Source organism: Pseudomonas sp. MIACH (assembly GCF_001269925.1).
Taxonomy (GTDB): Bacteria; Pseudomonadota; Gammaproteobacteria; order Pseudomonadales; family Pseudomonadaceae; genus Aquipseudomonas.
Window position 1 is genome coordinate 45,092 of record NZ_LHVO01000045.1, and the last position, 26,787, is coordinate 71,878.

Annotated in this window: 22 protein-coding genes; 7 read left to right on the forward strand and 15 right to left on the reverse strand. The window is 61.4% G+C overall.

Going from position 1 to position 26,787, the window contains the following annotated elements; genetic code table 11:
- Positions 1-52: 52 nt before the first annotated feature.
- On the forward strand, positions 53-1,030 hold the full coding sequence (locus tag AD670_RS16660; protein WP_053134526.1) for a hypothetical protein: 978 nt from the start codon (positions 53-55) through the stop codon (positions 1,028-1,030).
- Positions 1,031-1,448: 418 nt separating this feature from the next.
- On the opposite strand, the gene AD670_RS16670 is transcribed toward AD670_RS16660, so the two are convergent.
- Complete coding sequence (locus AD670_RS16670; RefSeq protein WP_027607715.1) at positions 1,449-1,979, reverse strand: bacterioferritin; 531 nt, start codon at positions 1,977-1,979, stop codon at positions 1,449-1,451.
- 175 nt (positions 1,980-2,154) lie between these two features.
- On the opposite strand from AD670_RS16670, the gene AD670_RS16675 reads away from it, so the two are divergent.
- Positions 2,155-3,045: a triacylglycerol lipase gene (locus tag AD670_RS16675; protein WP_053134531.1), complete on the forward strand. Its 891-nt coding sequence runs from the start codon at positions 2,155-2,157 to the stop codon at positions 3,043-3,045.
- On the opposite strand, the gene AD670_RS16680 is transcribed toward AD670_RS16675, so the two are convergent.
- Entirely contained in the window at positions 3,042-3,920 is an 879-nt protein-coding gene (locus tag AD670_RS16680; RefSeq protein ID WP_053134533.1) for a DMT family transporter, read from the reverse strand. The two genes, AD670_RS16675 and AD670_RS16680, sit on opposite strands and share 4 nt — an antisense overlap.
- Before the next feature lie 97 nt (positions 3,921-4,017).
- Here AD670_RS16680 and AD670_RS16685 point away from each other — a divergent pair, with 97 nt between their 5' ends.
- The 3 genes from AD670_RS16685 to AD670_RS16695 all read left to right on the forward strand — a co-directional run bounded on the left by AD670_RS16685 (position 4,018) and on the right by AD670_RS16695 (position 6,367).
- The gene (locus AD670_RS16685) at positions 4,018-4,806 is read left to right on the forward strand and encodes a helix-turn-helix transcriptional regulator (RefSeq protein ID WP_053134535.1); all 789 of its coding nucleotides are present in this window, start codon (positions 4,018-4,020) and stop codon (positions 4,804-4,806) included.
- Positions 4,807-4,877: 71 nt separating this feature from the next.
- Positions 4,878-5,177 (forward strand): PsiF family protein, encoded by a 300-nt coding sequence (locus AD670_RS16690; protein WP_024073127.1) that lies wholly within the window; start codon positions 4,878-4,880, stop codon positions 5,175-5,177.
- A 176-nt stretch (positions 5,178-5,353) separates the two neighbouring features.
- Entirely contained in the window at positions 5,354-6,367 is a 1,014-nt protein-coding gene (locus AD670_RS16695; RefSeq protein ID WP_053134537.1) for an AI-2E family transporter, read from the forward strand.
- 141 nt (positions 6,368-6,508) lie between these two features.
- Here AD670_RS16695 and AD670_RS16700 read toward each other — a convergent pair whose 3' ends face one another.
- Positions 6,509-7,777 (reverse strand): Hsp70 family protein, encoded by a 1,269-nt coding sequence (locus AD670_RS16700; RefSeq protein WP_053134539.1) that lies wholly within the window; start codon positions 7,775-7,777, stop codon positions 6,509-6,511.
- Between the two features lie 237 nt (positions 7,778-8,014).
- On the opposite strand from AD670_RS16700, the gene AD670_RS16705 reads away from it, so the two are divergent.
- Positions 8,015-8,953, forward strand: coding sequence for a DnaJ C-terminal domain-containing protein (locus AD670_RS16705; RefSeq protein WP_053134542.1), 939 nt, complete (start codon positions 8,015-8,017; stop codon positions 8,951-8,953).
- Positions 8,954-8,999: 46 nt separating this feature from the next.
- On the opposite strand, the gene ureC is transcribed toward AD670_RS16705, so the two are convergent.
- The 11 genes from ureC to urtA all read right to left on the reverse strand — a co-directional run bounded on the left by ureC (position 9,000) and on the right by urtA (position 19,048).
- The gene (gene ureC / locus AD670_RS16710; protein WP_053134545.1) at positions 9,000-10,700 is read right to left on the reverse strand and encodes an urease subunit alpha; all 1,701 of its coding nucleotides are present in this window, start codon (positions 10,698-10,700) and stop codon (positions 9,000-9,002) included.
- A gap of 111 nt (positions 10,701-10,811) precedes the next feature.
- Positions 10,812-11,117, reverse strand: coding sequence for an urease subunit beta (locus tag AD670_RS16715; protein WP_027607724.1), 306 nt, complete (start codon positions 11,115-11,117; stop codon positions 10,812-10,814).
- Complete coding sequence (locus AD670_RS16720) at positions 11,114-11,647, reverse strand: GNAT family N-acetyltransferase (RefSeq protein ID WP_053134547.1); 534 nt, start codon at positions 11,645-11,647, stop codon at positions 11,114-11,116. The genes AD670_RS16715 and AD670_RS16720 overlap by 4 nt, the downstream gene beginning before the upstream one ends.
- 5 nt (positions 11,648-11,652) lie before the next feature.
- Positions 11,653-12,165, reverse strand: coding sequence for a GNAT family N-acetyltransferase (locus AD670_RS16725; RefSeq protein ID WP_053134550.1), 513 nt, complete (start codon positions 12,163-12,165; stop codon positions 11,653-11,655).
- Positions 12,166-12,174: 9 nt separating this feature from the next.
- The gene (ureA, locus tag AD670_RS16730) at positions 12,175-12,477 is read right to left on the reverse strand and encodes an urease subunit gamma (RefSeq protein WP_003171437.1); all 303 of its coding nucleotides are present in this window, start codon (positions 12,475-12,477) and stop codon (positions 12,175-12,177) included.
- 145 nt (positions 12,478-12,622) lie between these two features.
- Positions 12,623-13,462, reverse strand: a complete 840-nt coding sequence (locus AD670_RS16735; protein ID WP_053134553.1) for an urease accessory protein UreD — start codon at positions 13,460-13,462, stop codon at positions 12,623-12,625.
- A 33-nt stretch (positions 13,463-13,495) separates the two neighbouring features.
- On the reverse strand, positions 13,496-14,194 hold the full coding sequence (urtE, locus tag AD670_RS16740; protein WP_053134556.1) for an urea ABC transporter ATP-binding subunit UrtE: 699 nt from the start codon (positions 14,192-14,194) through the stop codon (positions 13,496-13,498).
- Positions 14,195-14,245: 51 nt separating this feature from the next.
- The gene (gene urtD, locus AD670_RS16745; protein WP_172681489.1) at positions 14,246-15,079 is read right to left on the reverse strand and encodes an urea ABC transporter ATP-binding protein UrtD; all 834 of its coding nucleotides are present in this window, start codon (positions 15,077-15,079) and stop codon (positions 14,246-14,248) included.
- Complete coding sequence (gene urtC, locus AD670_RS16750) at positions 15,076-16,143, reverse strand: urea ABC transporter permease subunit UrtC (RefSeq protein WP_053134562.1); 1,068 nt, start codon at positions 16,141-16,143, stop codon at positions 15,076-15,078. Before urtC ends, urtD begins: the two co-directional genes overlap by 4 nt.
- Positions 16,143-17,645 carry an urea ABC transporter permease subunit UrtB gene (gene urtB, locus AD670_RS16755; RefSeq protein ID WP_053134565.1) on the reverse strand — a complete coding sequence of 501 codons (1,503 nt, stop codon included), beginning with the start codon at positions 17,643-17,645 and terminating at the stop codon, positions 16,143-16,145. The genes urtC and urtB overlap by 1 nt, the downstream gene beginning before the upstream one ends.
- A 137-nt stretch (positions 17,646-17,782) precedes the next feature.
- Positions 17,783-19,048 (reverse strand): urea ABC transporter substrate-binding protein, encoded by a 1,266-nt coding sequence (urtA, locus tag AD670_RS16760; protein WP_053134568.1) that lies wholly within the window; start codon positions 19,046-19,048, stop codon positions 17,783-17,785.
- Between the two features lie 296 nt (positions 19,049-19,344).
- Here urtA and AD670_RS16765 point away from each other — a divergent pair, with 296 nt between their 5' ends.
- Positions 19,345-25,260: a DUF4329 domain-containing protein gene (locus AD670_RS16765; RefSeq protein ID WP_053134571.1), complete on the forward strand. Its 5,916-nt coding sequence runs from the start codon at positions 19,345-19,347 to the stop codon at positions 25,258-25,260.
- A gap of 135 nt (positions 25,261-25,395) precedes the next feature.
- Here AD670_RS16765 and AD670_RS16770 read toward each other — a convergent pair whose 3' ends face one another.
- Complete coding sequence (locus AD670_RS16770) at positions 25,396-26,778, reverse strand: PepSY domain-containing protein (RefSeq protein WP_053134573.1); 1,383 nt, start codon at positions 26,776-26,778, stop codon at positions 25,396-25,398.
- Between the last annotated feature and the right edge of the window lie 9 nt (positions 26,779-26,787).

Below are 26,787 nucleotides of genomic sequence, written 5' to 3' on the forward strand. Positions count from 1 at the left end.
CCTGGGTTGCCTTCCTATAGTCGGCCGCCACAGTCACTTGGAGGTGTAATCCATGCAGGGAGCCTACGCATTTATCAATGAGCGACCGCAGCCTTATCCACTGCTCAAGCTCAGCCTTTCTCTTACCCCCCATACACAAACAAAGTTCGACATCGTCAACCAGCACATCCGCAATGTCGTGGTACTGCCAGGGCAGTTGGTGATCATTCCTGATGCGCGCACGGCGTCTTGCACCGCTGAAGAAGCGCAACTGATGCGCTCAGCGCAGAACATAAAACAGGCTTTGCTGGCGCATTCCGCAACCGATCAGTTTTTGATCAAAAACTACGATCTACTACAGATCATCATGACCAATGCTTCGATCGGTGTCGGGAGTGCCAGCAGTGCCTGGAGTAAGCATCTTGCGGCAGTCGAGAGGACACTCCACGAAATCGATGCTTTGCATAAGCAGTACTTGAGCAAGGGTACAACGGCCGCGAGGGATGAGTTTCTGGCAAAACGCAGGGTGTTGTTTGCAAAGCTGGAGGGGCAGCTCTCGGGTATGGCTCGTTTGGGTACGGGCTTGAAAAATGAAGGGTCGATCAAAAAAATGTTGGGCATTTCTACTAAAAGCTATTGGCATCACGGTGAAATTCGTAAGTACGAAGAGACAGTCAAGCGCATCGCCAAAGCATCACAGATGTTGAAAAAGGGTACTTATATCGGTATCGCACTGGATGTTGGAGCGACGGCCTTGGAAATAACGGAGGCATGTTCCACCGGGCGCGAGCAGGAATGTACTCGGGCGAAGTTTGTGGAGGGAGGGAAGCTGGTGTTAGGAGTTGGTGGCGCCGCTTACGGGGGGTACGCTGGAGTGGGACTTGGGGTTGCCGTATGTGCAGCAGTTTTTGCCATACCTACCGCCGGAGCGAGTGCGCTAGGCTGCGCCATAGTGGGCGGGGCCATTGGTGGCCTCGCCGTGGGTGCTTTAGGAAGCCACACGGGTGAGCAAATAGGAACCCGCCTTTATGAAGTTTCAGTGGGGGAATGATGCCAGAGTCCATCGGTATGTGGTCGGGTGTGTTGATGTTGCTGAGCGTTCCCTTAAATTTATATGTCATCTATACAAGGCTTGAAGAGGCTGAAGACTATCTCAAGTTCAGTTCATTCATAGTGACGTTCAAATACAGGTTTGGATTCGGACCGTTTGGTGGGAAGTTGAAACGTCTCTTCGCTATTGCCCCTGTCATCCTTATGCCGAGGCTTTTTCAATGGAGATACCTCGTACTCGTTGAGGATGTGAAACGTATTCCAAGAAGTCTCAAGCTTTGGATTGTAGTTCCCTACCTGCTCACTATGTCTTCCTTCGCTGGAATGGCCCTGTCTTGGTTTCTGACTGGATAACGGTCATGGCAGAAAAAGTGGGGAGAGCCGGTTAACCAACTCTCCCCACCTTTTTGCGCCGCTATTTACAGGCTTTCGAGGATGTCGGCCATATCGTCCGCATGCTCTTCTTCCTGAGCCAGGATCTCTTCAAACAGACGGCGCGTGGTTGGATCCTTATCACCGATGTACTGGATGATTTCACGGTAGCTGTCTACCGCGATCCGCTCGGCCACCAGGTCTTCGTAGACCATTTCCTTCAAGCTGTTACCCGCCACGTATTGGGCGTGGGAGTTCTTCGACAGCAGGTCCGGGTTGAATTCCGGCTCGCCGCCCAATTGCACGATACGCTCGGCGAGTTTGTCGGCGTGCTCGGCTTCCTGGGTGGCGTGTTCGAGGAATTCCTGCGCGGCGACGGCCGCTTTAACGCCGCTGGCCATGAAGTAGTGACGCTTGTAGCGCAGCACACACACCAGTTCAGTGGCCAGTGAGCCGTTGAGCAAGCGGATGATTTCTTCGCGGTCGGCGTCATAGCCCTCGGTCACGGCACCGTTTTCGACGTTCTGGCGGGCGCGGCTGCGCAGGGTCGCAACGTCGGTCAAATTTGCTTCAGTCATCTCAATCTCCTGGGGCTAATCCGGTTTACGCCACGCTCTGTCGGCGTGATCGCTCCAAGTTGTGAGTCGCGGGTGCAGCAAAAAGTTTTATTGGATTTGCCTGGCGTGTCATCAGCGCGTCGCCGGAATTGCGCTAGCCTGCCATCATCCTTTCTTGATCAAGGACGTTCGCTTCATGTCGCAGTTGTTAGCCACGCGTTATCCCCTGGTGCTGGTGCCCGGCATGCTGGGGTTCGTGCGCCTGGGCGTATTCCCCTACTGGTACGGCATTGTTCCGGCATTGCGGGCGGGCGGGGCGCAGGTGTTTCCCATTCAGGTGGCGCCGCTGGATTCCAGCGAGGTACGTGGCGAGCAGCTACTGGCGCAGATCGAGCGGATTCGCCTTGAAACCGGTGCCGACAAGGTCAACCTGATCGGCCATAGCCAAGGCGCGCTGACCGCCCGTTATGCGGCGGCCAAGCGCCCGGAATGGGTGGCATCGGTGACGTCGGTGGCCGGGCCTAACCACGGCTCGGAACTGGCGGACCATATCCACGCGCATTATCCGGCCGACAGCGTGAAGGGGCGGCTTATGAGTGCGCTGTTTCATCTGGTTGCCGGAGTGATGAGCCTGTTGGAAACCGGCTATCGCGGCCCGCGCTTCAAGGCGGATCTGCAGGCATCCCACCATTCCCTGACCAGCGCAGGCGTGGCGCTGTTCAACCGCAAGTATCCCCAAGGGCTGCCGCACACCTGGGGCGGGCACGGGGCGGAGGTGGTCAATGGGGTGCGCTACTACTCATGGTCCGGCACCTTGCAACCAGGCAAGACCGACCGTGGGCGCAACCTGCTGGACGGGACAAATCGAAGTTGCCGATTGTTCGCCCGCAGCTTCGTGCGCGAGAAGGGCCAGTGCGATGGCATGGTCGGGCGCTACAGTTCACACCTGGGGGTGGTGATTGGCGATGACTACGCCCTCGACCATTTCGATATCGTCAACCAGTCCATGGGCCTGGTGGGCAAGGGCGCCGAGCCGATCCGCTTGTTCGTCGAGCATGCCCAGCGCCTGAAGGCGGCCGGGGTTTAAGCCTGGCGGCGCACCGGTGTGGTCCAGCGCTCGGACAAAATCACCCCGCCCAAGGTCAGCAAGCCCCCCACAAGGTGATACAACGCCAACTCTTCCTTCAACACCACGGCGGCAATCAACGCGGTGATCAACGGCAGCAGGTTGAAAAACAGCGTGGTGCGGCTTGGTCCCAGGGTCTTTACCGAATGCATCCACGCCAGTGGCGCCAGCATCGAAGCCAGCAAGCACGCATAGAGCACCAGCGGAATATTCGTCCAGCCCAGGCCGGCTTTCGTCGAAAACACAAACAGCGGAAACAGCACCACCACTGCCACCAGCACCTGCAAATACAGGAGCACCAGCGGCGGCAGGCGCAGTTGCCATTTTTTCAACAGGGTGCTGTAGACCGCGTAGGCCAGGGTCGCGACCAGCATCATCGCGTCGCCCAGGTTCACGCCGTGCTGCAGCAGCGTGCCGAGGCTGCCGGCCGACACCACCACCACAACCCCGGCGAACGACAGCACCGCACCTGTCAGCGCGCCAAAGGTCAGGCGCTGGCCCAGGCTGATGATGGCCGCCGTCAGGGCCATCAACGGCATCAACGACAGGATGATGCCCATGTTGGTGGCGCTGGTCAGCGAAGCGGCGTAGTACGCCAGGCTCTGGTACACCGCCATGCCCAGCACCCCAAGGATGCAGATCTTGCCCAGGTTCGGGCGGATCAGCGGCCAATGCGCGATAACCGGCTTGAGCATGAACGGGGTAAACAGCAGCGCGGCCAGTAACCAGCGGTAAAAGCCGATTTCAGCCGGGAAAATCGAACCCACGGCCAGTTTGTTGACCACGGTATTGCCGGCCCAGATAAAGATGGCCAGCAGGGGATACGCGTATTGCATCGAAAGAAACCACCTGTGTTGATGAGGCAGGATTATCCCTTGTCTGGATCGAAGCCTATACTGCGATCCAGACAAACGACCTCTGTATCCAGACAATATGGCCAGGCACACCGTACGCCTCGCGGATTTTGGCCACCTGCCAAGCCCCGTGTACTTCCGTTACTCCGACTTTGCCCCCGACACTGAGTGCACCCCGCATCAGCATGTCTGGGGCTCGCTGGACTACTCCGCCAGTGGCGTGATGCGCATGGAAGTGGCCGGCAACCGCTTTATGTCGCCACCGCAGTACGCGGTGTGGATCCCACCCGATACCGAACACAGTTCCTACAACGCCCAGGCGATTGTCTACCGCTCGGTGGGCCTTTCGCCATCACTCTGCGAGCAATTGCCCAAGCAGCCTTGCACCCTGGCGATCAGCGAAATCCTCAAGGCCATCCTCAGCGACTTCGCCCAGCGTGATGTCAACATCCCGCGCACCGACGCCGATATTCGCCTGGCCCAGGTGCTGGTCGATCAGCTCAAGCAGGCGCCGATCCACGATTGTTTCCTGCCCTACGCCCGCCACCCGGGGCTGCTCGGCGTGCTGGAAGGCATGCAGGCCGACCCCGGTGACAACCGCCCCCTGGCGCACTGGGCCGAGCAGGTGCATGTGAGCGAGCGCACCCTGGCGCGGCAGTTTGTGCGCGAGCTGGGCATGAGCTTCGGCGAATGGCGCCAGCGCTTGCGCTACCTCGCCGCCATCGAAGCCCTCGACAGCGAGCGCAGTGTGCAAAATGTGGCGTTTGACCTCGGCTACAGCAGCGCCTCGGCGTTTATCGCGATGTTCCAACGCCAGGCCGGCTGCACCCCGGAGCAATACCGGCGGACGAATATTCGTGGCCGATGAAGATGTAACAAGGTTTGGCTACACTGCGGTGTAGGCCGCGCCCCTCGGCGTGGTAACAGGGAGAAAACTCCATGAAGATGCTGCGTATTCCGTTGTTGATGATGGGCCTGCTGCTGTGTTCCCAGGGCTTCGCCGCCACCGCCCAGCAAAACAAGATGACCACTTGCAATGCCGAAGCCACCACCAAGACGCTCAAGGGCGACGAGCGCAAGGCCTTCATGAAGACCTGCCTGTCGGCCCCGGCGGCCAATGATGCGAAGACGCTCACGCCGCAGCAGCAGAAGATGAAGGACTGCAATGCCGACGCCAAAACCAAGGCGCTGACCGGCGATGCGCGCAAGACCTTTATGAGCACTTGTCTGAAGAAATAATAGCCCCGGGCCATAGAAGGCTGCGACACTCGTACACAGCCCCCCTGTAGGAGCGAGCTTGCTCGCGAAGAACGCAATTACCCCGCGTTTATTCAGAATAAACGCGTTATCGTTGGCGACCTTCGCGAGCAAGCTCGCTCCTACACATCCTTTAACGCCGTTCGTTTTGAGGCTGTATGCCAACGTTTTCTCAGCGTCATGTGTTGTTGCTCGCCAGCTACATCATCATTTTCGGCGGACTGTTGCTGGTATTGCCGCTGAAATTGCTGCCCAGCCTGCTGGCTGGCCTGTTGGTCTTTGAACTGGTCAACATGCTCACCCCCCAACTGCAACGGTTGATCGAAGGCCGGCGTGCGCGCTGGCTGGCGGTGGCCTTGCTCGGCACCCTGATCGTCAGCGTGCTCGCCCTGATCTTCGCCGGCGCCATCAGTTTCCTGCTTCACGAAGCGGAAAACCCCGGGGCTTCCCTGGATAAATTCATGGGTGTGGTCGACCGCGCGCGCGGCCAGTTGCCGCCGTTCCTCGATGCCTACCTGCCCGCCAGCGCGGCCGAATTTCGCGTGGCCATCGGCGATTGGCTCAGCAAGCACCTGAGCGAACTGCAACTGGTCGGCAAAGACGCCGCCCACATGTTCGTCACCCTGCTGATCGGCATGGTGCTCGGTGCGATCATCGCCCTGCAGCGCGTGCCCGACCTGACCAAGCGCAAACCCCTGGCAGCCGCGCTGTTCGACCGCCTGCACCTGCTGGTCCAGGCCTTTCGCAATATCGTCTTCGCGCAGATCAAGATCGCCGCGCTCAATACGGCCTTCACCGCGATCTTCCTGGCCGTGGTGCTGCCGTTGTGCGGTATTCACCTGCCGCTGACCAAGACCCTGATCGTGCTGACCTTCCTGCTCGGCCTGCTGCCGGTGATCGGCAACCTGATGTCCAACACCTTGATCACCATCGTCGCGCTGTCGCTGTCGATCTGGGTGGCGGTGGCGGCGCTGGGGTATTTGATCGTGATCCACAAGGTCGAGTACTTCCTCAACGCGCGCATTGTCGGCGGGCAGATCAGTGCCAAGTCGTGGGAATTGCTTCTGGCGATGCTGGTGTTTGAAGCCGCGTTTGGTTTGCCGGGGGTGGTGGCGGGACCGATTTACTACGCGTATTTGAAGAGTGAGCTCAAGCTCGGCGGAATGGTTTAAGCCGTGTTTTGCCTGGGCGGGCCCTATCGGGGGCAAGCCCCCTCCCACATTTACGGTGTTTACACAGCTTGACTTGTGAACACGGTCAGTGTGGGAGGGGGCTTGCCCCCGATGAAGTCACCACGGTATTTCAGGTGACACTCAGCAGCCGTAGCGCTTGCTGGCCTCAATCGCCAAACCGCTGCCAATGCTGCCAAAGATATTGCCTTCCACATGCCGGGCATTCGGCAGCATGGCCGAGATGCTGTGGCGCAGTGCTGGAATACCGCTGGAACCACCGGTAAAGAACACCGTGTCCACCTGGGCCACCGCCACCGAAGCATCGGTGAGCAACTGCGTCACGCTGTTGCGCACGCGCTCCAGCAAGCCGTCGATGGCCGATTCGAACAAGGTACGGCTCAGGTCCACACTCAGCCCAGGCTCGACTCGGTCCAGCAGCACATGGCGGTTGTCGTCGTGGGTCAGTTGGATCTTGGTCTCTTCCACTTCCATGGCCAGCCAGTGCCCGGCGCGCTGTTCGATCAGCTTGAACAGGCGGTCGATGCCGCCGGTGTCCTCGATGTCGTAGCGCATGCTGCCCAGGGCCAGCTGGGATTTCTGTGAGTACACCGAGTTGATGGTGTGCCAGGTCGCCAGGTTCATGTGGTGGCTGGTGGGCATGTACGCACCGCTTTTCATGCGGCTGCCGTAGCCGAACAGCGGCATCATGCCGGCCAGGGACAGTTGCTTGTCGAAGTCGGTACCGCCGATGTGCACGCCGCCGGTGGCGAGGATGTCGTCCTGGCGGTTGTCGTTGTGGCGGCGGTCCGGAGACAGGCGCACCAGCGAGAAGTCTGACGTACCGCCGCCGATGTCGACGATAAGTACCAGCTCTTCTTTCTCGATGGTGGACTCGTAGTCGAAGGCGGCGGCAATCGGTTCGTACTGGAACGAGATGTCCTTGAAACCGATCTTGCGCGCCACGTCGACCAGGGTGTTTTCGGCTTCCTGGTCGGCCATCGGGTCGTCATCGACGAAGAACACCGGGCGGCCCAGCACCACTTCTTCGAACTCGCGGCCGGCGGTGGCTTCGGCGCGGCTCTTGAGTTGGCCGATAAACAGCGCCAGCAGGTCGGTGAACGGCATCGCCGTGCCCAATACGCTGGTGTCGTGCTTGATCAACTTGGAACCCAGCAGGCTCTTGAGCGAGCGCATCAGCCGGCCTTCGTAGTTTTCCAGGTATTCGTGCAGGGCCAGGCGACCGTAGACCGGGCGGCGCTCCTCGAAGTTGAAGAATACCACCGACGGCAGGGTGATCTTGTCGTCCTCCAGCGCGATAAGCGTTTCCATGCCGGGGCGTATCCAGCCGACGGTGGAGTTGGACGTGCCGAAGTCGATACCGCAGGCACGGGCTGGGGATGGGTTTTTCATGTCTATCGGGTTCCGGTTGAAAAACGGCCGCGCAGTGTATGCCAGTCGAGGGCGGATGCGTAGGCCGACCATCCGTTAAATCGTGCTTGAAAGTTCAGCATTTGCCCCCACATCTGGTGCATACGGCTAGCGCCGATAACACTTTGACGCACCCCCGGCCACGACACTCTACAGGTGCAAGGTAACGCACGTTGTGCCCTGGTCTGTGCGATCTCGATTAAGGATGGTGAACCGCCGATGGATTTCAAAGACTACTACAAGATTCTGGGTGTCGAGCCGACCGCCGATGACAAGGAAATCAAGGCCGCCTATCGCAAGCTCGCGCGCAAATATCACCCGGACGTGAGCAAGGAAAAAGACGCCGAAGCCAAGTTCAAGGACGCGTCCGAAGCCTATGAAGCGCTTAAAAGCGCCGACAAGCGCGCCGAATACGACGAACTGCGCAAATACGGCCAGCATGGCCAGCCATTCCAGGGCCCGCCAGGCTGGCAGAGCCGTGGTGGTTTTGGCGGTGGCCAGGGCACCGAAGACTTCTCCGACTTCTTCAGCTCGATCTTTGGCGGTCGCGGCGATGCGTTCGGTGGCGGCCAGCGTCGTCCAACCGGGCGTAAAGGCCAGGACGTCGAGATGCAGTTGTCAGTGTTCCTCGAAGAGACGCTGTCCACCGAGTCCAAGCAGATCAGCTTCCAGGTGCCGCAATACGACGCCTCGGGCCGGCATGTCAGCAACACCACCAAGAGCCTGAACGTGAAGATCCCGGCCGGCGTGGCCGACGGTGAGCGTATCCGCCTCAAAGGCCAGGGCGCACCGGGCGTTGGCGGTGGGGCCAACGGCGATCTGTACCTGATCATCAAGTTTGCGCCGCACCCCAAGTTCGAAGTGGACGGCGAAAACCTGATCATCAACCTGCCGCTGGCACCATGGGAATTGGCGCTGGGCGCGGAAGTGGCAGTGCCGACCCTGACCGGCAAGATCAACCTCAAGGTGCCTGCCGGCAGCCAGAACGGCCAGCGCATGCGTGCCAAGGGCCATGGCTTGCTGAACAAGGCCGGGCAGCGTGGCTTCCTGTACGTGCAGCTCAAGGCGGTGATGCCACCGGCAGGCGATGACGACGTGAAAGCGTTGTGGCAGGAGCTGGCAAAAAAAGCCGCGTTCAATCCGCGCGAGCAGTTCTAAGGGGATTTGTGGTGAGGGCACAAGCTCCCTCACCACAGGTTTCAAGTCAGAACAGGAAATACCGCTGCGCCATCGGCAACACATCCGCCGGCTCACACCACAACAGCACGCCATCGGCCTTGACTTGGTAGGTCTGTGGATCCACCTCGATGTCCGGCAGGTAATCGTTGTGGATCAGGTCGGTTTTCTGCACGTCGCGACAGCCCTTCACCACCCCAATCTGCTTCTTCAAACCCAGCGCTTGCGGCAAGCCCGCGTCCAGCGCCGCCTGGCTGATAAACGTCAGGCTGGTGGCATGTAATGAGCTGCCAAAACTGGCGAACATCGGGCGGTAGTGCACCGGCTGCGGGGTGGGGATCGACGCATTGGCATCGCCCATCAGGCTGGACGCAATCGCGCCGCCCTTGAGGATCAGGGTCGGCTTGATGCCGAAAAACGCCGGACGCCACAGCACCAGATCAGCCCACTTGCCCACTTCGATGGAACCGACGATATGGCTGATGCCATGGGTGATCGCCGGGTTGATGGTGTACTTGGCGATGTAGCGCTTGGCGCGGAAGTTGTCGTTGCCGGGGCCGTCACCGGGCAGGGCGCCGCGCTGTTTCTTCATCTTGTCGGCGGTCTGCCAGGTGCGTGTGATCACTTCGCCGACGCGGCCCATGGCCTGGCTGTCGGAACTGATCATCGAGAACGCGCCGAGGTCGTGCAGGATGTCTTCGGCGGCGATGGTCTCGCGGCGGATGCGGCTTTCGGCGAAGGCCACGTCTTCGGCAATGCTCGGGTCCAGGTGATGGCAGACCATCAACATGTCCAGGTGTTCGTCGATGGTGTTGCGCGTGAACGGTCGCGTCGGGTTGGTGGAGCTGGGCAGCACGTTGGGAAAGCCGCAGGCCTTGATGATGTCCGGCGCGTGGCCGCCACCGGCACCTTCGGTGTGGTAGGTGTGGATGGTGCGGCCCTTGAGCGCGGCGAGGGTGGTTTCGACAAAGCCGGATTCGTTGAGGGTGTCGCTGTGGATCGCCACCTGCACGTCGTACTGATCGGCGACGCTCAGGCAGTTGTCGATGCTGGCGGGCGTGGTGCCCCAGTCTTCGTGCAGCTTCAAGCCGATGGCGCCGGCCTTGACCTGCTCAATCAACGGCTCGGGCAAGCTGGCGTTGCCCTTGCCGGTAAAACCGATGTTCATCGGGAACGAGTCGCTGGCTTGCAGCATGCGCGCCAGGTGCCAAGGTCCGGAGGTGCAGGTGGTGGCGTTGGTGCCGGTGGCAGGCCCCGTGCCGCCGCCGATCATGGTGGTGACGCCGCTGGTCAGCGCCTCTTCGATCTGCTGCGGGCAGATGAAATGCACGTGGGAGTCGATGCCGCCAGCGGTGAGGATCATGCCTTCACCGGCGATCACTTCGGTGCTGGCGCCGATGGCCATGGTCACGCCGGGCTGGATGTCCGGGTTGCCGGCCTTGCCGATCGCGTGAATGCGGCCGTTCTTCAAACCGACGTCGGCCTTGACGATGCCCCAGTGATCGATGATCAGCGCGTTGGTGATCAGGGTGTCGACGACTTCATGGGCGAGCAATTGGCTCTGGCCCTGGCCGTCGCGGATGACTTTGCCGCCGCCGAATTTCACTTCTTCGCCGTAGACGGTGAAGTCTTTTTCGACTTCGACGAACAGCTCGGTGTCGGCCAGGCGGACCTTGTCACCGACGGTGGGGCCGTACATGTCGGCGTAGGCTTGGCGGCTGATTTTCATGTGTGTGCCCTGAAATATTTGTGTTGAATGTGAAATCGCTATCGGGAGCAAGCCCCCTCCCACCTTTGGAATGCGTTCCCCTGTGGGAGGGGGCTTGCCGCCGATGAGGCCCTAAAGGTCGCCCATGATCCGTCCGGCAAACCCAAACACCCGCCGCCCGCCGCTCAAATCAACCAGCTCGACCTCACGGCTCTGCCCCGGCTCGAACCGCACCGCCGTGCCCGCCGGAATATTCAGGCGCATGCCACGGCTCAATGGACGGTCAAACGTCAGCGCGTCATTGGTCTCGAAAAAATGGTAGTGCGAACCCACCTGGATCGGCCGGTCGCCGCTGTTGGCCACGCTGAGGGTGACGGTGCGTCGGCCGACGTTGAGTTCGATCTCGCCAGGCTGGATCTGATATTCGCCAGGAATCATGCAGGTTGCCCCAGGGTCTTGAAGTAGATGGCGGTCGGGCTGTAGCGCCCGTCCGGGCTTTGGCAGTAATCGGGCAGTTCACCGATCTTGGTGTAGCGCAGCGACTGGTAGAACGCTTCGGCAGGCGAGCCGGCTTCGGTGTCCAGGTACAGCAGGCCGCGCTTGTGCTGGCGTGCGGCGAGTTCCAGGGCGTTCATCAATTGCTGGCCAAGGCCATGGCGCCGAGCCTCGCTGTGCACCAGCAGCTTTTGCACTTCGGCGCGGTTCAGGCCGTTGGCTTTCTGGCACAGCGCCAACTGCACACTGGCGATCACCTGTTCATCGCGCACCACCACCCACAGCAACAGGCTGGCGTCTTCAATGCTCGCCTGGACGCCGTCAAGATAGGCGCGGGCCTGAGTCGCATCAAAGTCGGACATAAAGCCAACCGACGCACCGTGCCTGACCGCATCCAGCAACAGCTCGATCAGGCCCCGACGGTAGTGGGCAAAACTTTCAGCATTGACTCGACGCAGTTGCGCGGTGTTCATCGAACTCACTCCTTGGGCGGTTGCGCGCCCGGATTCAATGTCAGTTGCATAAAGGTCAGGTCCAGCCAGCGGCCGAACTTGATGCCCACTTGAGGCATTTGCCCAGTGGTGACGAAACCCAGGCGCTCGTGCAGGCGGATCGAAGCCAGGTTGCCGCTTTCGATGGCCGCCACCATCACGTGCTTGCCGCCACTGCGGGCCCGTTCGATCAGGGTTTGCATCAGGCGTGGGCCGAGGCCTTTGCCGCGCTGGTCGTTGCGTACGTACACCGAGTGTTCGACGCTGTAGCGAAAGCCTTCGAACGGGCGCCAATCGCCGAACGAGGCGTAGCCGGTGACTTCGTCGTTCTCCACCGCCACCAGGATCGGATACCCCTGGACCTGGCGCGCGCTGAACCAGGCCTGGCGGTTGCCCAGGTCGACTGGTTGTTCGTTCCAGATCGCCGTGGTGTTGAGTACCGCGTCGTTGTAGATGTCGCGGATCGCCGGCAGGTCTTGCTCGGTTGCATCACGAATCATGGCCGTGCCTCACGCGATGGGTTGGTGGACGGTCACCAGTTTGGTGCCATCGGGGAAGGTGGCTTCCACCTGGATATCCGGGATCATTTCCGGGATGCCTTCCATCACTTGTTCACGGCTGAGCAAGGTGGTGCCGTAGTGCATCAGGTCGGCCACGGTGCGGCCATCGCGCGCGCCTTCCATCAGCGCGGCGGAGATGTAGGCGATGGTCTCCGGGTAGTTGAGCTTCACACCGCGCGCCAGGCGCCGTTCGGCCACCAAGCCGGCGGTGAAGATCAGCAGTTTGTCTTTTTCCCGTGGGGTCAGGTCCATGGTTCAAGGTCCTTCAAGCATCATTCATAAAAACACCGCAGATCCCCTGTGGGAGGGGGCTTGCTCCCGATAGGGCAGTGTCAGGCAATACATCTGTCACTGACCCACCGCTATCGGGAGCAAGCCCCCTCCCACCTGTTGATCTTCATGTGCTCCAGATTCGTGGTGCGACCGCCTCTCGCCCAAACATGGCGGGGCGTAACAATTTCCATAAATCAATCAACCATCCCCGCGCGAGCAGCGCTTCGCTGGCCAGGCAGCGGGCGACCAGCAAGCCGGGCAGTTGGGTCAGGTCGCCGCGCACGGCGTGGGGCAGGGCGCGGCAGTGTTCGAGTAATTCGGGCTCGATATCGCCGGTCACCAGCAGGGTGGCGAATACCGGTTGGCCGTCCAGGCCGATGGGCGAGTCGAGCAGACCGTCGGCGCCCACAATGCGCTGGCGCTCGTGCCAGAGCAACTGGCCGTCGCGGCGGATATCCAGGTGCGATTGAAAGTGGCCCAGGTCGAATCGCTCGCCACTGGCCGGGCGCCCGAGGGCGATCACGTCCCAGTAGAACAACCGGGCATCGCCGTGCAGGTCGATGCGCGTGCTGAGTTCGGCCTGGGCGGCGCTGAACACGATGGTTTCCTGGGGCAGCCATTCCAGGGTCGCGCCGGCCTCCACGGTTAAATCCAGCGTCTGAAACGCCGGACCGCTGGCGCGATACCACTTGGCGGCACCGGGGCTGGTCAACTGGGCCCAGGCGCCCTCGGCGACATGGGCGCGGATGTCCAGGCGATCACCGCCGGCAATTCCGCCAGGTGGGTGCACGATGATGTGCTGGCACACCTCGGGGCCTTCGGCGTACAGGTGCTTTTGCACCCGCAGCGGGCCGAGGTGGCGGCGCATCACCGGGCGCGTTGTGTCGCCGAAACGCGCGTAGCCGAGTTCCAGCTCGGCGTGCCAGCTGGGGGTGAACAGGGCAGGGGAAACGGGCAGGTTCATGGTTTCTTGTGCTTATCGTTAGGACGCTACAGGTTAGATGGTAACCAAACCGCGCACACCCTCGCTTTGCATATTTTCACCACGGCCCTGCTGGACGATTTCCCCGCGCGACATCACCAGGTACTGGTCCGCCAGTTCGGCGGCAAAGTCGTAGAACTGCTCCACCAACAGGATTGCCATATCGCCGCGCGCCGCGAGCTTCTTGATCACGGCGCCGATCTCCTTGATCACCGAGGGCTGGATGCCTTCGGTGGGCTCATCGAGGATCAACAGGCGCGGGCGGCTGGCCAGGGCGCGGCCGATGGCCAACTGTTGCTGCTGGCCGCCGGACAAATCGCCGCCGCGCCGGTGCTTCATTTGCAGCAAAACCGGGAACAGTTCATAGATAAACGCCGGCACTTCCTTGGCTTCGGAACCGGGAAAACGCGACAGGCCCATCAGCAGGTTTTCTTCCACCGTCAGCCGCCCGAAAATCTCCCGACCCTGGGGCACGTAGGCGATGCCGGCGTGCACCCGCTGGTGTGGCTTGAAGCCGGTGATGGGCTTGCCTTCCCAGTTCACCACGCCTTCTTTGGCCGGCAGCAGGCCCATCAGGCATTTGAGCAGGGTGGTCTTGCCCACGCCGTTACGGCCGAGCAGACAGGTGACTTCGCCGATCTTCACGTCAAAGGACAGCCCGCGCAGGATGTGGCTACCGCCGTAGTACTGGTGCAGCTTGTCGACTTGCAGCATGTTCAAATTCTCCTCATGACCTTTTGGTGCCAGGCTTGCCACAAAAACCAGTCAGCGGCCTAAATACACCTCGATCACCCGCTCATTTTCCTGCACCTGTTCCAGCGACCCTTCGGCCAGCACGCTGCCTTGATGCAACACGGTCACGTGGTCGGCAATCGAGCCGACAAAACCCATGTCGTGTTCCACCACCATCAGCGAATGCTTGCCCGCCAGGCGCTTGAACAGTTCGGCGGTGAATTCGGTTTCGGCGTCGGTCATGCCCGCCACCGGTTCGTCCAGCAGCAACAGTTGCGGGTCTTGCATCAGCAGCATGCCGATTTCCAGGAACTGCTTCTGGCCGTGGGAGAGCAAGCCGGCGGGCCGATGCACGGAGGCGGTGAGGCGGATGGTATCGAGCACTTCATCGATACGATCCTTTTGCTCCCCGCTCAGGCGCGCACGCAGGCTGGCCCACACCGACTTGTCGGTCTTCTGCGCCAACTCCAGGTTTTCGAACACGCTCAGGGCTTCGAACACCGTGGGTTTCTGGAACTTGCGGCCGATGCCGGCCTGGGCGATCTGCACTTCGCTCATGCTGGTCAAATCGAGGGTTTCGCCAAACCAGGCCTTGCCGTGGCTGGGCCGGGTCTTGCCGGTGATCACGTCCATCAGGGTGGTCTTGCCCGCGCCGTTGGGGCCGATGATGCAACGCAATTCGCCGACGCCGATGTACAGGTTCAAGTCGTTGAGCGCCTTGAAACCGTCGAAGCTGACGCTGATGTCTTCGAGGGTCAGGATGGTGCCGTGGCGGGTGTTCAGGCCGGTGCCTGCGGCCTGGCCGATGCCGATCGCATCGCGGCCGCTGCCCGCATCAAAAATAGGTTCGAGCATGACGTTCCTCATTTCTTCAGCAGACCGATTACGCCCTTGGGCAAATACAGGGTGACGATGATGAACAGCGCCCCGAGGAAGAACAGCCAGTACTCCGGGAAGGCCACGGTGAACCAGCTCTTCATGCCATTGACCACGCCGGCGCCGAGCAACGGCCCGATCAGCGTGCCACGCCCGCCCAGGGCTACCCACACGGCGGCTTCGATGGAGTTGGTCGGCGACATTTCACTTGGGTTGATGATGCCCACTTGCGGCACGTACAACGCTCCTGCCAAGCCACACAACACCGCGCTCAACACCCACACGAACAGCTTGAAGCCACGCGGGTCGTAGCCGCAGAACATCAGGCGGTTCTCGGCATCGCGCAGGGCGGTCAGCACCCGGCCGAACTTGCTCTGGGCCAGGCGCCAGCCGATGTACAGACTCGCCACCAGCAACACCACCGTGGCCACGAACAGCACGGCCCGTGTGCCTGGTTCGGTAATGCCGAAACCGAGGATGCTGCGGAAGTTGGTGAAGCCGTTATTGCCGCCGAACCCGGTCTCGTTGCGAAAGAACAACAGCATCCCGGCAAAGGTCAGCGCCTGGGTCATGATCGAGAAATACACGCCCTTGATCCGCGAGCGGAACGCAAAAAAACCGAACACCAGCGCCAGCACGCCCGGCGCCAATACCACCAGGCACAGGGCCCAGAGGAAGTGCTCGGTGCCGACCCAATACCAGGGCAATTCGGTCCACGACAAAAAGGTCATGAACGCCGGCAGCTCGTCGCCGGACGCCTGGCGCATCAGGTACATGCCCATCGCATAACCGCCTAGGGCAAAGAACAGGCCGTGGCCCAGGGACAACATCCCGGCATACCCCCACACCAGGTCCAAGGCCAGGGCGACGATGGCGTAGCAGAGGATCTTGCCCACCAGTGTCAGGGTGTAGGCCGATACATGCAGCGGGTTTTCCGGTGACAGCAGCGAACACAACGGCAGGGCCAGCAGCAGGAGCAGCACCACCGCGCCGACTGCAATCGTCACCTTGGGGCCGGCCTTTTGTGCGGCCGTAAGCATCAGTGGCTGGTTCATCAGTCGATCACCCGTCCTTTCAGTGCGAAGAGTCCCTGCGGGCGTTTCTGGATAAACAGAATGATCAGCGCGAGGATCAGGATCTTGCCGAGCACGGCACCGATCTGTGGTTCCAGGATCTTGTTGGCGATACCCAAGCCAAACGCCGCCATGACGCTACCGGCCAACTGGCCGACACCGCCGAGCACCACCACCAGGAACGAGTCGATGATATAGCTCTGGCCCAGGTCCGGACCGACGTTGCCGATCTGGCTCAGCGCCACCCCGCCAAGCCCGGCGATGCCGGAGCCCAGGCCAAAGGCGAGCATGTCCACACGCCCGGTGGGCACGCCGCAGCAGGCGGCCATGTTGCGGTTCTGGGTGACGGCGCGCACGTTGAGGCCCAGGCGGGTCTTGTTCAGCAGCAGCCACGTCAGCACCACCACAAACAGTGCGAAGGCGATGATCACGATGCGGTTGTACGGCAGCACCAGGTTGGGCAGCACTTGAATGCCACCCGACAGCCACTGCGGGTTGGCCACCTCGACGTTCTGCGCACCAAACACCAGGCGCACCAGTTGGATCAGCATCAGGCTGATGCCCCAGGTGGCGAGCAGGGTTTCCAATGGCCGTCCGTACAGGTGACGAATCACCGTGCGTTCCAGGGCCATGCCGATGGCGGCGGTGACGAAGAACGCCACCGGCAGCGCGATCAGCGGGTAGAACTCGATGGCCGCCGGCACGTAGCGCTGCATCAGTAGTTGCACCACGTAGGTGGAGTAGGCGCCGAGCATCAGCATCTCGCCGTGGGCCATGTTGATCACACCGAGCAGGCCGAAGGTGATCGCCAGGCCCAGGGCCGCCAGCAGCAGGATCGAGCCCAGGGACATGCCGCTGAAGGCCTGGCCGAGGATCTCGCCCAGCATCAGTTTGCGTTTGACCTGGGCCAGGCTGGTCTCGGCGGCGGTGTGCACGGCGGCGTCGGTTTCCACACCGGGCGCCAGCAGCGCTTCGAGGCGGGTGCGGGCCAGCGGGTCGCCGGTACTGCCAAGCAGGCGTACCGCAGCCAGGCGCACGGCCGGGTCGGTGTCTACCAGTTGCAGGTTGGCCAGCGCCAGGCTGAGGGCGGTGTGCACGTCCTCGTTGGTCTCGGCGGCGACCTGCTGGTCGAGGAATTTGAGTTGCGCAGGTTGCGCGCTTTTTTGCAGGGTGCGTGCCGCAGCCAGGCGCACCTTGGGGTCGGCGGCGAGCAGTTGCTGGCTGGCTTGCACGTTATCGATCAGGCCGCGCAGGCGGTTGTTCAGGCGCACGGTCTTGGTCTCGCCGTTGAGCGTGAGCTGACCTTGTTGCAGGGCGTCCACCAACTCGATGCGCGCCGGGTCGGGCTGGGCGGCCCAGTCCTGGAGCAGCTTGGCTTGTTGCGTCGGGTTGGCAGCCAGGAAGTCTTCGGCGTCACCGGCATGTGCCGCCAAAGGCAGCAACAGCAGCAATGCCAGGAAATAGCGATTGAGGGCAGCGGGCATAAACAAATGTCCTAGTCATGCGCGGACAGTGTGGGAGGGGGCTTGCCCCCGATAGCAGTGGGTCAGTGACAAGTGCATTGCCTGACACGCCGCTATCGGGGGCAAGCCCCCTCCCACAGTTGACCTGTGGTCGGGCTTTAGTTGCTCTTCACCGCGTAGTCCGGCTTCTTGTCATTGCCCGGAATGTACGGGCTCCACGGCTGCGCCCGGATCGGCTCCTGGGTCTGCCACACCACCGAGAACTGCCCATCGGATTGGATCTCGCCGATCATCACCGGCTTGTGCAGGTGGTGGTTGGTCTTGTCCATGGTCAGGGTGAAGCCCGACGGCGCGGCGAAGGTCTGGCCGGCCAGCGCTTCACGAACTTTGTCGACGTCGGTGGACTTGGCTTTCTCCGCCGCCTGCGCCCACATGTGGATGCCCACGTAGGTGGCTTCCATCGGGTCGTTGGTCACGGCTTTGTCCGCGCCCGGCAGGTTGTGTTTCTTGGCATAGGCTTTCCAATCGGCGACGAACTTGGTGTTCACCGGGTTCTCCACCGACTGGAAGTAGTTCCAGGCCGCCAGGTTGCCCACCAGTGGCTTGGTGTCGATGCCGCGCAGTTCTTCTTCGCCCACGGAGAAGGCCACGACCGGTACGTCGGTAGCCTTCAAACCCTGGTTGGCCAGCTCCTTGTAGAACGGCACGTTGGAGTCGCCGTTCACGGTGGAAATCACCGCTGTCTTGCCGCCCGCGGAGAACTTCTTGATGTTGGCAACGATGGTCTGGTAATCGGCGTGGCCGAATGGGGTGTAGACCTCTTCGATATCTTTATCCGCTACGCCTTTGGAGTGCAGGAACGAGCGCAGGATCTTGTTGGTGGTGCGCGGGTACACGTAGTCGGTGCCGAGCAGGAAGAAACGCTTGGCGCTGCCGCCTTCTTCGCTCATGAGGTATTCCACTGCCGGGATCGCCTGCTGGTTCGGCGCCGCACCGGTGTAGAACACGTTCGGCGACATCTCTTCACCCTCGTATTGCACCGGGTAGAACAGCAGGCCGTTGAGTTCTTCGAACACCGGCAATACCGATTTGCGCGACACCGAGGTCCAGCAGCCAAACACCACGGCGACCTTGTCCTGGGTCAGCAACTGCCGGCCCTTTTCCGCGAACAGCGGCCAGTTCGATGCGGGGTCGACGACCACCGGTTCAAGCATCTTGCCGTTCACCCCACCCTTGGCATTGATTTCGTCGATGGTCATCAGCGCCATGTCCTTGAGGGACGTTTCGGAGATGGCCATGGTCCCGGACAGCGAGTGCAGGATGCCGACCTTGATGGTCTCTGCGGCCTGCACGGTCCAGGTCAGGCCCATGGCGACAATGGAGGCTGACAGGGTGAAAGCCTTGATCAAGCTGCGACGCTTCATGGTGCGATCTCCAGAACTCAACATTTTTATGGGCGTAGGTACGGCGGTTACTGGAGCGTTTGCAAAGGCTGTGCCTAGTGCCTGCACCGCGCTGTTGCGCGGGCAATCGACTGGACCGGCAAGTCGCGCTGCACCAAGTGAGGGCCTGGTTTGTGTGTTGGTGCGCGGCGCGCGCCCGAACGGGGCAGTGCGTGTGACCCGCTGGATAACTATTTAGCGCCCTCGCGTTCGCGCCAACGGTGAACATCGTCGCGACCCTGGCCAGCGTCTGGTCAGGGCAAATTTGAGGGGATGTCATGGAACGACCTAAACGCGGTTGGCTCGGCGGTGGCTTGAAGTCGGATGCGGTACTGCCGCCAGTGGGACCGGCCTTTGTCACCATGGATGATGCGGCTCGTTATGCCCATCAACAGATCGGCAGCCGGCGCGATATGGAGTATGGCGGGGTGATCCTGGAGAGCCTGGCGGACGGCTACTTCTATGCCACCGAGCCGATAGCGGGCGAGCGCAACAGCTTCGATCACTGGAAGGTGCTGAAAGTCGACAGCAATGGCCAGTACCTGCACCCACCAGGCTATCGGTGCGTGGCCGACTACCACTCTCACCCCGATATGTTCGATGAGTTTAAAGTCAATAACCCGGAGTTTTCCGAGCGTCAGGTCAGAGGGCTGAATGGCTTTTTTTCGGATATTGACCTGACCATCAATATTCTGGAGCGAGGTTTTTTTTCGGCCTCTTATCTGTCTGGCCCCGATGGCGGGTTGCTCAAGCATGTCACCACCGGTTCGGCTGAGGAGCAGCGTTTTGGTGTGTGGCTCGAGAAAAAGCTGCACTTCGGTCATGCGGATGGCCCGGCCGATAACAGCCCGGAGAGCTTCTTCAAGAAGGCCGCCAGCGTCAGCCAGTTGTCCATCGTGGTTCCCAGTGCGTTGTGGGGCGGCTCGACAGGAACAGTGCCCAGGCAATGGCGGCCGTTTACAGCCTTTGTCTCGCGTACCTACGAGCTGCCGGCCTGCGGGCCCGTGTACGCCGGGCTTGATGCCCTGCTGGCCGTGTTGCAGCAAGGCGATCCACAGCGCGCCTTCATCCTCAAGGACGCCAACAAAGAAGACTATGTGCTGGTCGAGCCCCCGGCCGGTGGGCCGGTTCCGGTGTCCATCCAGCAACTGTTCCCGCGCACGCCGGATGGTAGCCGCGTGTCACACGAGCGCTTCCATTGGGTCGCTGTGTATCTGGGGCGGCCCCCGGTGCCCCTGCGTCTCGCGCCCAAGGAAGCGTGGCTGTACCGTAACTTTTTTAGCCCGCAGGAGTTGGCGACCCAGCTTTACCATGGATTCCAGTCCAGGGATTTGCTGGGGCCGGAGCGTCGGCTGTTTTTCTATCGCAACCTCAATGATGGGGCGTTGTTGCAATACAGGTGTGCGTTCTCGACTGCCGAGGCTGAACTGTTTCGCGTCGAGCCGGACGGTCAGGTGGTGGATAACCAGATTGATTCGGCGCTGCTCGCGGGTACGCTGCGCCCTCGGGACTTCGTCCTGCGCGTGGCGGCAGGCGGGGCTCTGTCGGTGATCCGGGCCGGCAAGATCTGGGACAAGCTCGGTCCGGTCAACCCACAGTGGCGAGCCATCTCGCGGGTTCCCAAGCCCGTATTGAGTCCGCCCTTTGTCACGGCCGATGATGCTGCGCGCTGGGCTCACAACCGGATCGGCGATCGACGCGACAAGGAGTATGGCGGTGCGGTGCTGCAACAAGGCGCGCGTTATTTCGCCACGGAACCGGTGTCCGGTGAGTCGATTCAGTTTGATTTTCGCTCCATCATGGCCACCGATGAGCAGGACCACTTCATTGCACCGGCCGCCTTCAACTGCTACGCCTTTTACCACTCGCACCCGGCGGACTCTGAAGGTGAGCAGGGGTTGCTCACTCAGTTCACTCCCGATCAAGTGGCGATATTTATCAGTTTTTTCTCGTCGGCCGACCAGGCGTTTGTCATTGACAACCGCACGTTTGCCCCGGCCCATTACCTGTCGGGCCCGCAGGGCTCGTTGCTTAAGTACGTGAGCAGTGGTTCAACGACGGAACAGACGCTGCTCAAGCAACTGACCGGTGAGATGCAGATCCCGCCGATCACGGAGTTTGAAGGGACTATCTGGAATTTTGCCGATGCGGGCGACCTGCGGGTGGTGTTGCCCAACCGTGTCTGGGGCGGCGTTCGCGGTCGTGTCGCCAGAGGGTGGCGGGTCGGCGATCCGGTCGTCCCCAACGGTACCGTGCAGGAGCAGCCGTTCTTTACGCCGCAGGCCAACACGGGGCATGTCGCCGCGGTGATCGCCCTGAACCATATCAATGGCATGCCGGCGGGCGCTTACCAGGGGTTTGTACTCAAGCATCAGAACGCCCCGAGCTATATCGCTACCCTACCGGTTGCAGCAGGCACAACCCTGGCCAGTCTGTTCCCAGCCCGTGCCAACGGTCAGGCAAAACTGCCCTCAAATTATCGCCTGGTTGGCATTTACCGTAACGTGTTCGCCGCCGAGCTGAGTCCGTTACCGGCCAATGAAACCTGGCTGTACAAGCGGTTTGCCCCACCTGCGGTTTGGGTGGAGGCCATGGCCCAGGCCCTCGCTACCTCCAGGTTGCAGATCGCCGAGTTGGGGCTCAAGTTGTATCTGCAAACCCCTGACCGGGCGCTGCTGCAGTGGCAGGTGCCGAGTGCGGACGCTGCCAACGAACTGTTTACCGTGGCCGGCCAGACGGTGACCGACAAAGGCAACCAGGCGGCACTGCTCGACGGCACGTTGTCGTCCCTGGAGTTCGTGCACCGGGTGATCCGTGCGGGCGAGTTGGACGTCATTCAGCAGGGCGATTTATGGAACGTACTGGGGCCGATGCATGACGGCGAGCGTCTGCCGCTGGGTTCGGGTACCACGTTGCTGAGTGCGGCATTCCTGACGGCGGATGATGCCGCGCGCCATGCCCACGAGAAGATCGGCTTTCGCCGAGGGACGGCCTTTGGTGGGTACATTCTCAAAAGGCCAGACGGGCGATTTGTGTTCACCGAACCTGTGACCATTCATGGCGGCGGCTTTTCCTCAGACCTGCTGCTCCCGAGACCGGGCGGTGGTTTGCTGGTGCCACCGGTGGGCCATGAGATTCATGCGCGCTACGCTTCCCATGGGGCGGTGTCCTTGAGTGACCTGGCCCGCCAGCGGCGCCTTGACTGGACCCTTGCGGACCTTGAGGTCAATGCCACGATGTTCTCGGATGTGGAGATCCGGGCGGTGATTGAATCCCGCCTGCCGGCCTACCTGAGCGGTTCGCCGAACAACCTGATCGGCTACACCCCCAGCGGCTCAGCCAATGAGTTGCTGGTGCTGAGCAACACCACCCGCGAGCCCGGCCAGCATGGTTATTTCGAGCGCCTGGAAACCGGCAAGCTCAAGCCGGTTGACATCGTTAGCCGCCTGGCGGATGCGGGCAATCTGCAAGTGCTGGTCAGGAGCCTGTTGTGGGGGCCGCGCGGCAGGGTCTACAGCGACTGGACGCCCAACTTCGAGTATGCCCAGGTCGATCTGCAAACCCCGGCGTTTGGGGCGATCTTCAGTAGCCAGGACGCAGCGGCACTCAATGCTCACGTGCGCTGGTACGGCAGGAACCTGGATGCGCAGGCAGCGACGGCCTACATTCTCAAGCACCCTGAACACGAAGAATATGTGGTCAGCGAGCTGTTGCCGATCAAGCCGCCCGGGCGTTGGCTGAGCGACTCCTCCAGGGGCGCCGGGTATCTGGCCGGTGGCGATTTCGCCAAGGGGTTTGTACTCAAGGGCCTGCTGTATTCACAGCAATGGCTACCCGTGGGGCTGCCGACTTCCGAGGCCTGGCTGACCCAGTTCTTTGTCACCCCCGAGTTGTTGTTGCGTGCCGAAGAAGATGCCCGGTATTTGCCGCGATCTTCTTCGGGCCCCGACGTGTTGCCGGTGTATGTGTCGACCCTCGATGGCGCCTTGTTGCGTTATCAACCCCAGGCCTCTTCATTGCTCACGTCGGTCAACAATGGAGACGATGTGACGATCCAGGGCATGAACCTGCGTAGCGGCACCCTGGATATCCGCCGGTATGTCACGCTGATCGCCAAGGCCGGTGACCTGCGGGTGTTGTACAGCAGCCAGTGCTGGGATCGACGAGGGCCGGTAAGCAAAAACAACTCGACGTGGCACCCCTACGAGCATTTTATCCGGCGTTGCCTGGGGCCGGTTTTCCAGGAGCAGGATGACGCGGTGCGCCATGTCTGCTCACGCCTGGATAATCACGATAATGGGTTGCTGGGAGGCGTGGTGCTCAAACGCCCGGACGGCCTGTTCGTGGCCACCGAACCGCTGAAGGTGCCGCGCGAAGACTTCGATCCCAAGTGGATTTTTCCCGATGAGGTAATCCCCACAGGAGGTTTTCCAGCCGGTCATACGATTGTCGCGCGTTACCGCACCAGCCCCGTGCGTGAGTTGCCGTTTGCCCTGGAGGTCACGCAAAAGAACGTCTACCGCAATATGCTTTCCACCCGAGTGATCAGTGCATCGCTGCAGTCGCCAGACACGCACCTGACCCGTGAGTATCTGTTAGGCACTGACGGCTGTGTGCTGAGTTATACCCGTAGCCACACAGCCCTCGAGGGGGCGCTGAAAAAAGCCCTGCTGCCATTGCACCCGCAACGTGCAGACTTGTTGGACAACCTTATCGAGCGCCAGATGCGCGAGGGCACGCTGACCCCGGTCGAATTCGTCACCCGGGTGGGCGAGGCCGGTGTATTGCGGGTGGTAACGGGAAGCAAGGTGTGGGGGCCGCCACGCCGGATCACCACGCCCTTTACTGCCAACGCCGATGTGCCTGAGCCGTTATGGATCAGGAACTCCCTGTCCGACCCACCGTTCAGCCCGCTCTTCACCCAGGAAGAGGACGCGGTACGCTATGCCCACGAGCACTGCCGGCACGGCGAGAACGTGCAGTTCGGCTACGTCTTCAAGTCGCACAAGTTGGGGCTTTATATGGTCAGCCTGCCGCTGGTGCGTGAGAGCTATCGCGACTATGGCCAGGTGTTCCCCCAGGGCCTGCTGCCCCAGGGGTATGCCCTGGAAGGTCTCTACCTCTGCGCTACCAGTGAGTTGCTGACGCCGGTGGAGGACCCGTTGCACCAGGCATTCTTCCTGCCCACGGATTTTGATACGGGTCTGCGCTTTTGCCTTCACGCGCTCAAGGACAAGAAACTCAGGTTTTACCTGTCGTGCCCGGACGGCGGGCTGCTCAGGTATCAGTACCTCAGCACCGATGAGCAACTGGACACTCTCGGCACCTTGCAGACATTGCGCCAGCAGTTGCTGCAGGGTGAAACCCGTATGCTCGACTATGTGCGCAGCCTGGTTGCCAAGGGCAATCTGGACGTGTTGATCGAGGGCCGGGTCTGGTCTGGAACGACGCGGGTTTCCGCCGATTGGCAACCAGGCAGGGGACAGGGTTTCTATGAACTCTGGCAGGCCTGCAGTCCGCTGTTTTCCCATCCCGACGATGCGGCCCGAGGTTTGCAGCGCGCTCTTGCGCCGTATCGGGGCCAGGAGTATCTGGCTGCGGTGCTGAGCAATAGCACGCGCATCTCGTTTGTCGCCACGTTGCCGCAGGTAGCCGGTTTCGGTCTGGCGCAGCAACTGGCTCTTTTCTATACCGGGCACCATGGGCCAATACAGCCGCTGGTGCCGCCGGTTGGCCGCCCGGTGCCAGCACCGGTATTCCCGACGGGTTATCAAGTGGTCGCCGCCCAGCTTGTCTACAGTGCCATGCCAAGCACTCAAAGCAACGATCCCAATGAGCAGCGGCTGATAAACAACTTTGTCGGCCCGGCACTCCTCAGCTTGTTCATGCGTGCGTTACGTGCGTATGGGCGGCGAGGGGTAAGTGTTTACGTGTCGGTTCGCGAAGGGGCGCTACTCAAATACATTCCGAGTTATTCGCCGATGGAAGACGAAGTCATGGTGCGGGGTGTGGGGTCTCAGCCCAGTGATTTCCTGAAAAACCTGACCGGTAGCGGACAGCTTGTTGTACTGGATCGGGATGATTTCTGGAGGTACGAGGGGCGCCTGCTGGAAGCTCAGGTAGACCCACGCAGCTCAACCGAAGAAACCCAGATCGATGAAGCACTGGGGATGCGCGACCGGGATGAGTTGTAAGCCAGGGCCTTAGCGCCTGCGCATCAGGCCAATAAAAAACAACCCGCCAATTCAAGGTGGTGCTCGCCGCTGGGTGCGGCGAGCTGAGGTCTGCAGGAAGTGTTACGTGTTAACGCTTCCTGCGGCAGGGACGAATCATATCGGGCCGGAAGTGGATTCACGTTGCCCGAACCACCGCGACAGCACCAGGCGATCCAATGCCCAGACCACGATCAACGAAGCGCCCACCAGCGGGAAAATAATCGCCAGCGCAAGCATGATCACCATTGCGGTTTTCCACTTCGGCAGGTCATGGCGCAGTGGCGGAACGCCCAGGCCGCCCTGGGGCCGGCGCTTCCACCAGATCACCACGCCACTCACGGCGCTGAGCAGAATCATCAGGCAGATCAGCAGCACGATCAGCTGGTTCACCCAGCCGAACATCTTACCCTCGTGCAGCATTACGCCGGTCTCGGTGGCCCGCGCCACGATGTTGTAGTGCTCCCAGCGCACATCGGCGAGGACCTTGCCGGTGTATTGGTCCACATGCAGGGTCGCGTCGTTGCGCGGGTCGTTGGCGAACACCGCAACGGTGAACACGCCCTCGGCAGTGGTCGGGAAGGTGATGCTGTAGCCGGGCTCGACTTTACGTGCAGTGGCCAAGTCCATTACTTGCTGCAAGCGCACCGTGGGCGCGGCGGGAGCGGCGTGCATGGCGCCATGGTTCATGTGTTCGGCATGGGCGCCGGACATCGGCATCGGCGTGTTTTCCATGGCCCAGGGCACGGTCTGTTGCGTCGCGGTGTTGAGCACCCGCGCCTGCTGATCGGATTGCGGCACGTTGTTCCACATCGCCGCCGGGAAGGTGTTCCAGAGATCGGCGTATTGCTTGCCCCAGAAGCCGGTCCAGGTCATGCCACTGAGCAGCATTACCAGCAAAAACGCCGCGCCCCAGAAGCCGGCGACGGCATGCAGATCACGCCAGAACACGCGGCCACGGGTTGTGAAGCGCGGCCACCACACGCCGGCCGACGTTTTGCCGCGCGGCCACCACAGGTACAGGCCGGACACCACCAGCATCACGCCCCAACCGGCGGCGAGTTCAATCAGGCGATCGCCGACGGTGCCGATCATCAGTTCGCCGTGCAGGGCGCGGGCGATGGCTTGCAGGTTGTTTTTTGCGTCCTGCTCACCGAGTACGGTGCCGCGATAGGGGTCGACGAACACCGTCACTTCGCGCCCGCCGTCGTGCATCACGAACTGCGCGCTGCTGGTGGCGTCGGCGGGTGGCAGGTACTTGCTGATCTTGCCCTGGGGAAAGGCCGCCTGGGCGCGTTGCAACTGCTCGTCGGCGCTCAGTGCGTGTTCGGCGCTTTGCACCTTGAGCAGGTCGCCGTACATCAGCGGGTCGAGCTGGGGCTTGAACAGGTAGATGATGCCGGTCAGGGCCAGCAGCACCATGAAGGGGGCGACGAAGAGGCCGGCGTAGAAGTGCCAGCGCCAGGCCAGGTTGTAGAAGGAGATTTTTTGAGTGGTCATCAGGGATGC

Excerpts from the sequence above, each read along its gene's own strand:
- AD670_RS16660 (WP_053134526.1), top strand. The coding sequence starts at position 53 with ATGCAGGGAGCCTACGCATTTATCAATGAGCGACCGCAGCCTTATCCA.
- AD670_RS16670 (WP_027607715.1), bottom strand. The coding sequence starts at position 1,979 with ATGACTGAAGCAAATTTGACCGACGTTGCGACCCTGCGCAGCCGCGCC.
- AD670_RS16675 (WP_053134531.1), top strand. The coding sequence starts at position 2,155 with ATGTCGCAGTTGTTAGCCACGCGTTATCCCCTGGTGCTGGTGCCCGGC.
- AD670_RS16680 (WP_053134533.1), bottom strand. The coding sequence starts at position 3,920 with ATGCAATACGCGTATCCCCTGCTGGCCATCTTTATCTGGGCCGGCAAT.
- AD670_RS16685 (WP_053134535.1), top strand. The coding sequence starts at position 4,018 with ATGGCCAGGCACACCGTACGCCTCGCGGATTTTGGCCACCTGCCAAGC.
- AD670_RS16690 (WP_024073127.1), top strand. The coding sequence starts at position 4,878 with ATGAAGATGCTGCGTATTCCGTTGTTGATGATGGGCCTGCTGCTGTGT.
- AD670_RS16695 (WP_053134537.1), top strand. The coding sequence starts at position 5,354 with ATGCCAACGTTTTCTCAGCGTCATGTGTTGTTGCTCGCCAGCTACATC.
- AD670_RS16700 (WP_053134539.1), bottom strand. The coding sequence starts at position 7,777 with ATGAAAAACCCATCCCCAGCCCGTGCCTGCGGTATCGACTTCGGCACG.
- AD670_RS16705 (WP_053134542.1), top strand. The coding sequence starts at position 8,015 with ATGGATTTCAAAGACTACTACAAGATTCTGGGTGTCGAGCCGACCGCC.
- ureC (WP_053134545.1), bottom strand. The coding sequence starts at position 10,700 with ATGAAAATCAGCCGCCAAGCCTACGCCGACATGTACGGCCCCACCGTC.
- AD670_RS16715 (WP_027607724.1), bottom strand. The coding sequence starts at position 11,117 with ATGATTCCTGGCGAATATCAGATCCAGCCTGGCGAGATCGAACTCAAC.
- AD670_RS16720 (WP_053134547.1), bottom strand. The coding sequence starts at position 11,647 with ATGAACACCGCGCAACTGCGTCGAGTCAATGCTGAAAGTTTTGCCCAC.
- AD670_RS16725 (WP_053134550.1), bottom strand. The coding sequence starts at position 12,165 with ATGATTCGTGATGCAACCGAGCAAGACCTGCCGGCGATCCGCGACATC.
- ureA (WP_003171437.1), bottom strand. The coding sequence starts at position 12,477 with ATGGACCTGACCCCACGGGAAAAAGACAAACTGCTGATCTTCACCGCC.
- AD670_RS16735 (WP_053134553.1), bottom strand. The coding sequence starts at position 13,462 with ATGAACCTGCCCGTTTCCCCTGCCCTGTTCACCCCCAGCTGGCACGCC.
- urtE (WP_053134556.1), bottom strand. The coding sequence starts at position 14,194 with ATGCTGCAAGTCGACAAGCTGCACCAGTACTACGGCGGTAGCCACATC.
- urtD (WP_172681489.1), bottom strand. The coding sequence starts at position 15,079 with ATGAGGAACGTCATGCTCGAACCTATTTTTGATGCGGGCAGCGGCCGC.
- urtC (WP_053134562.1), bottom strand. The coding sequence starts at position 16,143 with ATGAACCAGCCACTGATGCTTACGGCCGCACAAAAGGCCGGCCCCAAG.
- urtB (WP_053134565.1), bottom strand. The coding sequence starts at position 17,645 with ATGCCCGCTGCCCTCAATCGCTATTTCCTGGCATTGCTGCTGTTGCTG.
- urtA (WP_053134568.1), bottom strand. The coding sequence starts at position 19,048 with ATGAAGCGTCGCAGCTTGATCAAGGCTTTCACCCTGTCAGCCTCCATT.
- AD670_RS16765 (WP_053134571.1), top strand. The coding sequence starts at position 19,345 with ATGGAACGACCTAAACGCGGTTGGCTCGGCGGTGGCTTGAAGTCGGAT.
- AD670_RS16770 (WP_053134573.1), bottom strand. The coding sequence starts at position 26,778 with ATGACCACTCAAAAAATCTCCTTCTACAACCTGGCCTGGCGCTGGCAC.